Consider the following 12625-nt stretch of genomic DNA (forward strand, 5'->3'; position numbering starts at 1 on the left):
TCGGTGTTGTTGGGAAAAACGGCAGCGGCAAGTCTACGTTTTTATCCATTCTTGAAAAAAAAATCCTCCCGGATGAAGGTAAGGTTCAATGGGCTGAAAATTTAAAAATTGCTGTTTTCGATCAAAATCGTTCTAAATTAAACCTTGAATTAAGTTTAAAAGAAGCCCTCAACCCGGGTGGTGGAGACAGTGTTAATTACAAGGGACACTCCATCCATGTGGTGACCTGGGCAAAACGATTTTTATTTATGCCGGATCAGCTTGATATGCCGGTTAAAAGGCTGTCCGGCGGTGAAAAGGCAAGAATCATCATTGCCAATATTATGCTGACTCCTTGCGATATCCTTCTTTTGGATGAACCCACCAATGATCTTGATATCTTATCCCTGGAAGTCCTTGAAGACAGTATAAAAGGATTCCCGGGTGCGGTTGTTATCGTTTCCCATGACCGTTTTCTTATGGACAAGGTCTGCCATCGAATTTTATATCTTGATCCCGGCTCTGATGCGCTGTTCTTTAAGGATTTCAATCAAATTCTGAACTTTCGTCAAAACACGCTTGAAAAGCCTAAAAAAATAAAAAAAACCCAAAAAAGAAGACCCAAAACTTCCTTAAATTTTTCATATAAAGACAAATATGAGCTGGACCATATTGAAGAAAAAATTTTAGCTGCTGAAGACGAGGTTGAAGGGTTAACAGATAAAATTGGACAACCTGAAATTATGAATGATCCTGAAAAAATAAAACACTATTGTTCTCTGCTTAAACTGGCACAGGAACAGGCACATATTCTTTATGAAAGGTGGGAATATCTTGAAGAAAAAAAAAAAGAAAACAATGGCTGATACGATTAAACAACACCAAGATCAATGGCTTTTATAACCTGTTTGGCCTCTTTAAATCCCGGATCCTTTTCAAGTGCCTGTTGAAAAGAATGTTTTGCTTCTGTCGTCTCTTTCATATCCAGGTAAAGTCTTCCGATATTATAATAAATATAGGGTTCATCCGGATGTACTTTCAGGGCCTTTTTGTATTGGGTAAGAGCAGCGTTTGAATCCCCTTTTTTACGATACAAAACTCCAAGTGAATTAAATACATTTAGCGAATTCATCCCTGATTCAAGAATTTCATTGAGGATCTCTTCTGCAGATCCGATTTTATCCGTATCCATATAAATTTCTGCAGCCAGCTGCATATATTCTTCTGCCTTTACGAGATCTCCCATAAGCTTATAAACCCTTCCCATCTCTTCATAAGCTTTGGCAAAAAGCCTGTCCAATCGTGTTGCCATGGAAAAAGCCTCAATTGCTTCGCCATGCTTTCCCTGTGATGTCTTAATATATCCAATATTAAAATAGTATTCCGGATTATCTTTTTGTTTAACAAGTGTTGAAAAAATTTCTAAAGCCTTACCATATTCCTTTTTTTCTATTAATTGCAGTCCATGATCAAATGCTTCCTGAGTTTTTTGGACCACAGGCTCTTTAGGATTTTCAAGGGCCAACACTATTTTCCGGCTCATTACTTTTCCATCATACGGTATCACAAAAAGACCTGTTACACCGATTTGCCCTGCCTTTATTACTTTTATTTTTGTAAATGCCTTGTCTGTTAAAAAGAAAGGAATATCAGATGAAGTATCTTCTTGCCTGATAATCTTGAGCAATGCAGGACCGGACATTTCTTTCATTTCATAGGCACAAATAATGCAGTCAATTTTCTTATTTTTCATCACCACCCAGGCATTATCTGCGCCATCTGTCAGCAACACCTGTTTAAACCCCAATGTTCTGATGACTTTATCCAGTTGATTTAATCTGTTCTTGTCATCGTCAACTAGCAGAATCTGCTTATCATCCATCCAGTCACCTATAGCCTGTCCAAATATGGTTTTTTCCTTGTGCTTATCGCTTTCCCATCCGTATCAGCCAAATCATTATATGCTTTTTTAAGTTGATAGACAATCTTTGGATCATGGGTATCGGATAATTGATAAATAAAAAATCTTAGACTTTGACCTGAATACTTTAACATGAACTCGGCTATTTGATTGCAGTGGTCTTCTTTATTGATTTTTTGAACAAACTCAATCCTGTCAAAAAATAACTCTCCCCAGGTATTTGAAATCAGGAACTCAGCCGTATTTATAATATTTTTATCATACAACAAAAGAATCATCATCTTTGACCATGATGATTCTTTTTCATAGCAATTATCAGACAACGGCTTTAATGGTTGAAATACCATATACATTTTGTCCATATCAATGGGGTTGTTTCCTGCTTTAAACAGCTTTAAATCTGCATCCAGCGCAATTGTCGCCGTATGTCTTCGGTAAAGTTGATTTTCCAAAATCCAGCCCCAAACACCCAACAAGTGCGAATGGTTATAAAGCCGATCTATTTTTTTACCGGCTTGGGTCACAACATTAAGTTCCCATGAATCTGATTTTTTGATTATGTCCAGACGCAAAATATTTCTTCGTTTTAAATATGTTGAACATTCAGAAATTCTATTAGAACTTTTTCCCAGCCTCTCCCTGGTTTTATTTCTTAATATGGTCCAGTTTCTTTTTTCTGTTTCCATGTTAAGAAGATGCTTTGTTTTATTTGTTTCCTCAATGGCATGGTTATACATTTGGGCAAGCCTTTGGATAAATGTTTTTTCCAAAAGCAGTTTTTCCGACTCTGACCAGGTTGAATAGGATAAAAGCTTTTCCACCTGATCCTTACTTAATTTCCAGGTGCGTATATACTTATTCAACAAAAGCCGTTTAGGTGTATTTTTATTGGGCATCTTAACATCAGGATATTCGCATAACCTGAAAAAAATGGCATTTTTTATCAAATTAAACACTTTGGGATCTTCTCTTTTATGAAATTCAAGAATTCTATCAAATACAGCCTTGTATGGATCAACATCATAATCATCAATCCCGGCTTTTGAATATCCCTGCTTTATCTTTTCACACAGCAAGCATTGATTCGCTGTTTGACCAAACCCATAACTGAAAACCATGGTGGCTTTGATCAGGGCTTTAACAGGATCTGATCCGGATTTACAAATCTGCCATAAAAGGCCTTTTAATACATCTTCAATGGGTATGGAATCTATCTGCCCAAGGTCGATCAAATCGTCATGCATGGATAAAATCTGCGCTGTAATTCCATCCGTATTAAAGACCGTGTTTTTTTTTGATTCCTGTGGTCCCGGCAAAACAGACCATATAGGAATTTTACCGGCTATCATTAAAAAAGTTCTGTAAAACTCCTCCTTTAAAAATATCTTTGATGCCGTAAGCGTTTCCTCACCTTTAAACAAAGCATAACAATTGTTCTTAATATCCTTTTGATCCATTATAAAAAAAGTAACTTCCTGCTCATATGCTTCTCTGCTGTATTTCAATATGGCATCAAGTTTTTCTTCAAGGATAGCGTAGCGTTCTTTGGAAAATTTCTTTTTATCTATTATTACCCAATAATCAAAATCCGAACCAATAGACTGGGTAAATGTTCCAAGGCTTCCGATATGATAGAACCCGAGAATTGACGGCCTGTCAATTTTAATATTTTCAATGACGGATTTTGGAAAGATTTTTGTTTTTAGGACCTCTTTATAAAACCCGGAATTTTCAAAATTCCAAATACCATGGGATAAAACCTTATTATCAATAAACCCAGGATACTCTGGAAAATTGATGTGCAAAAGGAAGGGTATCTTAATAAAAATTTCCAGTTTTTCCGGGGTCAAATAGCGAATAGCCTCTCTCATCCTGACCATATTATAATTGGAAAAGGCAGACCGATTTTTTTCAATTTGTATTCTAAGATCCTTAAATATATTTTTTGTTTTATCGATATCAAGACCTTTTGTGTTTGTACAAATCCATTGAAAAGGGTTAAAAAAAAGATTATTATTTAAATATTATATTGCTGAACTAAAAGGTTTTTCAAGTTTTGTTTTTATTTTGTTTATATTTTGGAGAAATAATGACTGATTCTGCAACGCCCCATGCAGGTATCGAATTGGATTTGATAGATTTATCCAGAGTAAACAAACATTCTGTTTTTTCGGGCCATTCAAACCTGGGTAGAGATATAATAAATTACAAAACTTTTGTTAAAGAAATTTTAAAAAAAATCCTTGATGAAGACTCCTTTTTATCTTTTTCCAGTCAAATAAGAGATGTAAATGAAATATTGCAAATGAAATATTCATCTGCCAATGACATAGCTAATGTTATTCTAAAGGATGTCGCACTCACTTCTAAGCTGTTGAAACTTGTGAATTCTTCATTTTACGGCCAATTCTCACATAAGGGAATCGCAACCATCTCAGAAGCAATGATCATCTTAGGCACAGAAGAAATAAAACTTGCGGCTGCCAGTCTAAAAATTTATGAATTAATGCAGGATATCGCAAACATTAAGATCTTAAAAAACAAAACATTAAAAGCACTGCAGCGAAGTATCATTGCACGTCAAATTGCAATTGATGAGGGCATAAAAGATGCTGAAGCTATTCAAATCAGTGCCATGCTTTATGATTTCGGTGAATATCTGGTTGCTTTATTTTCACCGGAAGTCTTTATTAATATTGAAATATATGTAGATGAAAACAGCCTTACAAGGGAACAGGCTTCCAAACACATTATTGGAATTTCCTATAGTGAACTAGGCCGATATGTTATATCTAAATGGAATTTACCCTCTTCTATCATTTCTGCCATGAAACCTGTCATAGAATTTAATGTTGTCAAAACCGGACTCACTATGGATGATCTCCAACGTTATATTTGTGCATTCTCAAATGAACTGTGTGGTATTGAATTTTCCATGACAGGTGAATCTATCGGTCAAAAAATTGTTGCCGTTTCAGAAAATTATAAGAATAGTCTTGAAATTGGAGCTTCAAAATCTGTTGAACTGTTAAAAATGTCATGGAATAAAATTTTAAAGCATACTTTAATTTTGAAAGTAGATGTCCCCAAAAAATAGTGCCTATTTTTCCATATAGTCTACTAGTTTACCCGTTGTTCTTCTAAGGTGTTGACTGATCAATTTCGAAATTTTCCATAAAAGCTGAAATCCTAATTTGGGATGATCTGAAGCTAACTCCACCAGGTTTTCTTTTGATATAAAAAAAATAACGGAGTCTTCGGCGGCCACTCCCGTTGCAGATCTGGGCTCTCCATCTATCAAGGCCATCTCTCCAAAAGTCTGAGAGCTTTTCAGGGTAGCAACCTTTTTAATTTCATTATCACTTTGCTTTAAAATATCAATTGATCCTTTTACAATAATCCCGAGACTTTCTTCTTTATTGCCTTCCTTAAAAACAACCGCCCCTTTTTTTGCACTTACCGGATGAATATAATTGCAGATATTACGAATATGATCCCAGGAAAATTCATTGGCCCATTTTGTTTTTTCAAGTATCTGAGCATACTTAACATATTTTTCGTAATGAATTTTCTTTTCTGGTGTCTTGCTCATGTACAACCTCTTAAAAACAGATTTTATACAAACAATTCTAAAACCTATAAAGGCTGCTGTCAATTTTAATCTTTTACGTGTGACCTTCAGGTTACGTGTGACCTTCAGGTTATGATGAATTCTTCCAGTTTTTCAAACAAAGAATCCGGCCATTGCTCTGATAAAAGAAACATCTCTTTTTCTTCCTCGGTCAAACTCTCTTTAACACTTGGAGGCAAACTATCATAAGACATTTGCCGTTCTTTATCGATTTTCTTTTTATCTTTCATCTGTTGTTCCTCTTTTTAAGAATACAATCGTGAAATTAAATAGGTTACAGCGGTTTCAACCTTTAAAATTCTTTGTCCAATATGATATGAGAAAAAACCCTGTTTTTCCAGGGTTTCCACTTCAATATCAATAAACCCTCCCTCCGGGCCTATTGCAAGTATTATCTCTTTATTTACACCTGATGGACAAATTTTTAAAGCTTTAGGATGGGCTGTGACACACAAACTGTTTTTTATAATCCCGGGCAATTCCTCATTTACAAATCGAGTAAAAAATCTTTTTTGATAAATCTCAGGTAATACTGTATCACGGCTTTGTTCCAGTCCCAGAATCATATATTTTCTAAGCTGATCTTCTTTAAGCAATGGGCTTTGCCAGAAACTTTTTTCCACTCTCCAGGAATTGATCAGATAAATTTTTTTAACTCCCAGACTTGTAACATTCTCTATAATTCGCTTGAGCATTTTCGGTCTTGGCAACGCTAACAATAGTGTTAAAGGCAAAGGCTTAGGCGGGTCATTGTCAAGAAGGATTTCCATCTCAAGAAAATCATTTGATATTTTTGTAATCAAACCCATACCAATCTTATCATTTAAAAGGCCGCAGACCAATCGATGGTTTTTCATCACCTTGTTTACCGAGATCAAATGCTTAAACCGCCTTCCTTTCAGTACGATATGCACATCATCAATAAAATCTTTATTTTCCAAAAGGACAAGGTTCATTTTAAAAAGTAACAACCTCATTTTGACGTACAAGAGTTTTCAATTTTCTTTCCCAGTTTTTTCCTTCCTTAAGAAAAGCAAGTTCCTGTGCAAGATGGATGGGTTGCAAGTTTAGATCTTGATGCCGTCCAAGCCCCTGTATGCATGACGGGCAGTTGGTTAATATTTTCAATCCATTGTTTGTGTTTTCTTTTCTCATTGCATGTTTTTTTCGTTCCAGCATTGCATTGGTAATATCCGGCCTTGAAAGTGCCATTGTTCCGGCTTCAGAGCAGCAATAAGGAACTTTTTGAATGCTGTTGCTCTTTAAATATTTTTTCAACAATACCATTGCATTGTCCTTTAGAGAATCATGACAGGGAGTGTGGTAGAGATAATTTTGATTCATTTGTATTGTTTGATCCGTATTGAGTACATATTCTGAAATATCTTGAATCGGGCAGTCAAATATCCTGGTAATATTGATGTCGTTGAGAGATTCCATACAAGTCCCGCAGCTGACGATGCAGGCATCAAATGTCAGATCCCTGAACATATCTCTTATCTGAGTCAGAATAATAATATTTTCAAGTGCAATCCTGTCATACTCTTCTCTTTTGCCATTGACAAAAAAGGGATACCCGCAACACATGTACGGCGGTGGTAAGATAACCCTTTTATGATTTTTTAATAAAAGGAGAATTGAAGCCATTGATATTTTTGAAAATACCCTTTCACTTCCACACCCGGAAAAATAAAAAACACTTGAATGGACATTTCCTTCAGGTTCAAGAACAAGGGCTTGATTTTTATTTGCAGTGGGTAGAAAAGCCCTTAAGGTTCCAAAATCAGATTTTACTATGGGTGATTTGAGCAATTGTAAAAATCCATTCAGTTTCACACCCTTTACTCTTTTGAGCGGAGATAAAACACTTGTGGCTGTGCGTTGGAGTGTTCCTCCAATACCAAGAAGAGAGGTTCTCATAACTGGATTTAGAATTTTATTTTTAGTAGAAAGGTATTTAAGGGTTACATTTGTTGCCGGAGATGTATGCTTGAATCCCATATTTTGAAGGATATCCCGCTCTTTAATAGCGATATTTCCGGAATCAATATTGACCGGGCATTTAATAAAACACTTGTGGCAGATCGTACAATGATCTGCAATTTGCTCTATGTTTTTAAGGATTTTAAAACCGATGGATTGTGTCCGCTGGGTAATGTAGAGCAATGCCTCAATCAATGCACCAATGGATAAATTCTTATTTCTCGGATGGAAAAACATGTTTTGATCAGGGTAAAAAACCGGACATTGCGGTTTACATCTTCCACATCTGACACAATTGGCAATATCCAAGGCAAGTTTTGATAAAGAGCTATGGTTTAAAATCCTTGCTTCAAGCTCAAGAAGGTTAAAAGAAGGGGTAAATACTTTTTCAATGATATCCGGGTCAAAAAGTTTGTTGGGATTCATTAATCCGTTAGGATCAACCCTCTTTCTGTAGTCAGTAAATTCGTTTATTCTTTCCTGATCAAGGTGTTTGAATTTTGTAATCCCTATCCCATGTTCACCGGAAACAACCCCATTCAAAGAGACAGCCTTTTTCATTATTTTATCTGCTGTATTATTGGCTCTTTCCATCATTTGGCGGTCATTTGATAAAACCGGGATATTGACATGTACATTACCATCGCCTGCATGCATATGGGTGGCAATGACAATAAGCCTTGACTTTGTTTTTTCATAAACTTTGGTCACATTTTCAATAACAAGTGTATATCCGTGTAAATTGTCAATGACCTGCCTGTAAAAATTTTTAGAGTGAATAGAGGCTTCAAGAGCATCCCTTGAAGCAATTTCAAGTTTTTTCCTTGTCCTGTATGCCAGATCCTTTGCCTGGCCCACCCTTTTTCGTAAAAGCTCGGGATCTGCCAGCGGAATTGCCGTATCAAGATATTGAACAATATTTTGAATAATTCGGGCCTGGTTGAATTTTTTCTCTTCAATATTATATTGATCGACAAACCTTGCAAACTCGGCCAATGAATCTATGGGCAATACAATATCCTCATTTAATTTAAAAGCCTTGGTATGGGCGGCGATTGCCCCTAAGCGCTTCCTGTCCTGCCAGAATCTTTGAGCTTGCCTTCTATCTTTTGCAATACTTAAACCTGTCTTATCAAAGGGCTCAAGTATGGTTTCAAGCATTGTAACCCCGGTGTGCAATTGTTCTTTATCATTTGAAACCATATCAACGAGAAGTACAGCAATAAGCCTTGCTCCCACGGATGTTTTGGTTTTGTATTTAATGGCTTTAATATACTCTTCATCAAAATGCTCAAGCGCCATCAAGGAAGGCCCCAATGTTGAAAATGTCTTGGAAAATGCGTTGGAGATATCTGCGATTACCAGCCCTGCCTGGCTCATATCATTTCCAAAAAACTCTATGCAAAAGGTCTTTTTAAATTGAAATTCAGGATACAAAATAAACCTGGCAGAGGTAATAATGCCGTCACATCCCTCTTTTTGAATACCAAAAAGCCCGTTCAAGGTCTTATTGGTAACATCTTTGCCAAGGCCCTTTTTACGTAATTGATTTCCTTTTATGGTAATCATATGAATCAATTGACCATCCTGATGATAAATATCAAAAACAATGGTATCCTGGGGAAGTATTTTTCTTAAAGGATGATCTTTTCTCTTAACAGTATAAGACACCCCATCGGGCATTGTAATATTATAGGAAAGCACAATATCAATATCTGTTCCATATAAAACAGCCGTTTTCCCGCCTGCATTTTCTGATAGATTCCCGCCAATAGTGCATGCCCAGGAACTGGTCGGATCGGTGGCAAAGATAAAGCCTTTATTTTTTGCAGCGGCCATGGCATCCTGTGTAATAACGCCTGCCTCAAGTGTAATGGATGCAAACTCATTACCGTTTTTATTTTTTTCATACTCAATATCTGAAATTTGATTCAATTTTTCAGTATTGAGCATGACACAAGTGGGTGTTAAAGGCGTTGCACCTCCTGTCAGTCCTGTGCCGGCACCTCTTGGGATGATATGAAGCCCTAAGCTTTCAATTTTTTTTACAAGCCTTGGCACCTGGGATTCCTTGTAAGGCCGCAGGACTGCAACAGGCGTATAAAGTCGCCAGTCAGTAGCATCGGTTACGTGGGCTGTAATATTAAACGGATCAAAATAAATATTGGTCCTGCCAATGATAGGTGACAGATGCTTTGAAATTCGATTTTGCTCGGTTCGGACACTTTTGATTTTCTTTGAAAGCCTGTTCAGTTCAATTTTACACTGTTCAAGAACAATAAGAACATCTTCCTGGTCGGCATTATTTTCGATAATAGCAAGATCACTTTTAAATTCAGAAAACAATCGCGTTCTTTGGTTTGGATGCTCAACAAGTTCCTGGAAAAGAAAAGGATTTCTTTGAATTATAAACAGATCCCCCATAAACCTGTAAAGGAGCCTGGAGGATCTGCCGGTATCTTTTCTGGGCTCAAGTTTTTTAATAACCTTAAGCAGTTTAGATCCAAAAAGATGTTTGATTATCTGGTCATCATCAGCTGAGGTGTAGTTGTAGGGTATCTTTCTTTTTGGATCTGCCATCGCTACAATTCAAAGGTTGTCATACGGATGACAAGCTCCAGTTCTTCAATCTCTTTTACAACTTCAGAAGGAATAGGGGTATCTGTTCTCAGGAATATAATATTTCTCTGACCGTCTTCTTCTCTACCCACCATCATACGGGAAATATTAATATTATGTTTTCCCAGGGTAGTACCCATGGAACCGATGGAACCGGGTTTGTCAACATTATGAATCAAGCTGAGATGTCCTTCGGGAATGACCTCTAATCGGAATTTATTAATCCTGACAATTCGGGCATCATCCTTGCCGAAAATAGTACCTTCAAGGATATTGGTTGCTTCCTGGGTTACGATGGTTATTCGAATAAGATTTAAAAAATTTCCAGCTTCCTTTGAAGTAGATTCTGAAATTTTAATTCCCATTTCATTGGCAAGAGAAATCGCGTTCACAGAATTGACCTCATGCTGAACAAATTGAGCAAGCAATTCTTTAATTCCTGCTATGGTAATGGGTTTTAAATCAAGATCAGGAAATTTGCCGATATATTCGATATCAACTTCCTTGACCCCGCCCTTGGTGATCTGAGCCTGCATTTTTCCCATTTTTTCTGCAAGATATAAAAAGGGTTTGAGTTGCTTTAATACTTCTCCTGTAACTGATGGAACATTTACTGCATTAATGACGGTATCGTGCAACAAGTAGGCAATAATCTGGTTTGCTGCTGCAACGGCAACATTTGTCTGGGCCTCTTTGGTGGATGCGCCAAGATGAGGAGTCGCGATGACCTGGTCAAGTGTCAACAAAGGATGCTCTCCGGGAGGTTCGGTGGAAAACACATCAAGGGCAGCTCCTGCCACCTTACCGGATTGGATGGCATCATAAAGGGCAGACTCATTAATAATCCCTCCCCTTGCACAATTGATGACCATGACACCGTCTTTCATTTTAGCAAATGCTTCAGCATCCAGCAGATCAATGGTGGCATCCATTTTAGGAACATGAATGGTGATGTAATCAGATTGTGCATACAATTCATCTAAAGTAACGTAATTAAATCCGGCCTTTTCAATATGCTCGGAAGAAATATTAGGATCAAATACAACAACCTTCATTCTCAAACCTTTTGCAAGGTTAGCGGCAATGGAGCCGATATTACCAAATCCGATCACACCGTATGTTTTGTTACTGATTTCCCTTCCCTGGAGCAATTTTTTGTCCCATTTGCCTTGCTTCATGGATTGTGTGCCCCGTGGGATATTCCTTGTCAGTGCCATCATCATGGCAATGGCATGCTCGGCTGTGGTTACGGTATTTCCACCCGGGGTATTCATAACCGCCACACCCTTTATTGTGGCTTCATCAATATCAACATTGTCAAGGCCGATTCCGGCTCTTGCAATAACCTTTAGATTTGTAGCTGCTTCAAGGATTTCTTTTGTGACTTTAGTGGCACTCCTGATGGCCAGAGCATCATATTGTCCAATAATTTCCTTAAGTTCATCCGGAGTAAGCCCTGTTTTTACATCAAGTTCAATACCTTCCTGATTTTCAAAAATTTCAAGACCTGCTTCACCCATTTTATCGCTGACAAGAACTTTCATTATTTATTCTCCTTTTCAAAGGATTCCATAAACTGTACTATTGCATTAATACTTTCCATGGTTGCGGCATTATAAATAGACGCCCTGCATCCGCCAACCGATCTATGCCCTTTAAGTCCGCCAAAACCATTTTCAGTCGCCTCAACAACAAACTGCTTTTCCAAGTCTTCGCCTGGCAGCCTGAAGGTTAGATTCATTAAGGATCTTGAGTCTTTCTCTGCTGTGGTCCTATAAAATGAACTCGATTCAATAAAATCATATAAAAGATCCGCTTTTTTAATATTATATTCTTCCATTTTTTCAATCCCGCCCATCTCTTCTTCTATCCACTTTAACACAAGATCAATGGTATATATTCCAAAACAAGGCGGCGTGTTATACATTGAATTTTTTGATGCATAAGTTGAGTATTTTAACATGGACGGCAGGTCTTCTTTTGCCATATCCAGCATATCCTGCCGGATAATCACCATGCAGGTACCCGATGGCCCGAGATTCTTTTGAGCCCCGGCATATATCAAACCAAATTTTTCCATATCAAGGGGTCGTGAAAAAATATCTGAAGACATGTCACAGACAATTGGTACACCATTTGTATCAGGAAATTTGTGAAACTGGGTTCCCTTAATGGTATTGTTGGATGTCATATGAACATATCTGGCATCCTTTGAAAATTGAATATCCTTTGGGATATATGAAAAATCTTTATCTTCGGATGTGGCAACAACCGTGTAATTCTTTTTTTGAATCTGAGCTTCCTTTATTGCTTTGGTTGACCAGGTGCCGGTATTAATATAGTCAGCCTTGTCATCCTTGGAAAGAAAATTCATGGGGATCATGGCAAATTGAAGCGATGCCCCGCCTTGTAGGAAAAGAACATGAAACCTGTCATCAAGTTTTAAAAGTCTTTTTGCCCGCTGGACTGCATCATTGATAACATCATCAAAA

The 12625-nt window shown here is 37.2% G+C and carries 10 protein-coding genes; 2 read left to right on the top strand and 8 right to left on the bottom strand.

Translation table 11 applies throughout. The features are described 5' to 3' along the window. Window positions 1-845: ATP-binding cassette domain-containing protein (locus K8S13_RS03420; RefSeq protein ID WP_291460458.1), on the top strand; the 845-nt coding region annotated here is incomplete at its 5' end. Window positions 846-850: 5 nt separating this feature from the next. Here K8S13_RS03420 and K8S13_RS03425 read toward each other — a convergent pair. Both K8S13_RS03425 and K8S13_RS03430 read right to left on the bottom strand, forming a co-directional pair. After that, window positions 851-1861 carry a tetratricopeptide repeat protein gene (locus K8S13_RS03425; RefSeq protein WP_291460459.1) on the bottom strand — a complete coding sequence of 337 codons (1011 nt, stop codon included), beginning with the start codon at window positions 1859-1861 and terminating at the stop codon, window positions 851-853. Window positions 1862-1869: 8 nt separating this feature from the next. Beyond that, entirely contained in the window at window positions 1870-3885 is a 2016-nt protein-coding gene (locus K8S13_RS03430; RefSeq protein ID WP_367172518.1) for a class I adenylate cyclase, read from the bottom strand. 104 nt (window positions 3886-3989) lie between these two features. Here K8S13_RS03430 and K8S13_RS03435 point away from each other — a divergent pair, with 104 nt between their 5' ends. Then, window positions 3990-4997: an HDOD domain-containing protein gene (locus K8S13_RS03435; protein ID WP_291460460.1), complete on the top strand. Its 1008-nt coding sequence runs from the start codon at window positions 3990-3992 to the stop codon at window positions 4995-4997. Window positions 4998-5000: 3 nt separating this feature from the next. Here the strand turns inward: K8S13_RS03435 and K8S13_RS03440 are convergent, their stop codons facing one another. The 6 genes from K8S13_RS03440 to serC form a co-directional block, all read right to left on the bottom strand. Further along, window positions 5001-5492, bottom strand: a complete 492-nt coding sequence (locus K8S13_RS03440; protein WP_291460461.1) for a cyclic nucleotide-binding domain-containing protein — start codon at window positions 5490-5492, stop codon at window positions 5001-5003. Between the two features lie 104 nt (window positions 5493-5596). Beyond that, entirely contained in the window at window positions 5597-5761 is a 165-nt protein-coding gene (locus K8S13_RS03445) for a hypothetical protein (protein WP_291460462.1), read from the bottom strand. Between the two features lie 15 nt (window positions 5762-5776). Continuing rightward, window positions 5777-6487 (bottom strand): 16S rRNA (uracil(1498)-N(3))-methyltransferase, encoded by a 711-nt coding sequence (locus tag K8S13_RS03450; RefSeq protein WP_291460464.1) that lies wholly within the window; start codon window positions 6485-6487, stop codon window positions 5777-5779. A gap of 1 nt (window position 6488) precedes the next feature. After that, window positions 6489-10094, bottom strand: a complete 3606-nt coding sequence (locus K8S13_RS03455) for a DUF3683 domain-containing protein (RefSeq protein WP_291460465.1) — start codon at window positions 10092-10094, stop codon at window positions 6489-6491. A 2-nt stretch (window positions 10095-10096) separates the two neighbouring features. Then, a complete protein-coding gene (serA, locus tag K8S13_RS03460) occupies window positions 10097-11677 on the bottom strand; it encodes a phosphoglycerate dehydrogenase (protein ID WP_291460467.1) in 1581 nt (526 codons plus the stop codon). Beyond that, on the bottom strand, window positions 11677-12625 hold a 949-nt coding region (gene serC / locus K8S13_RS03465; protein ID WP_291460469.1), incomplete at its 5' end, for a 3-phosphoserine/phosphohydroxythreonine transaminase. The genes serC and serA, both read right to left, overlap by 1 nt.

This window comes from Desulfobacula sp., from assembly GCF_021107415.1.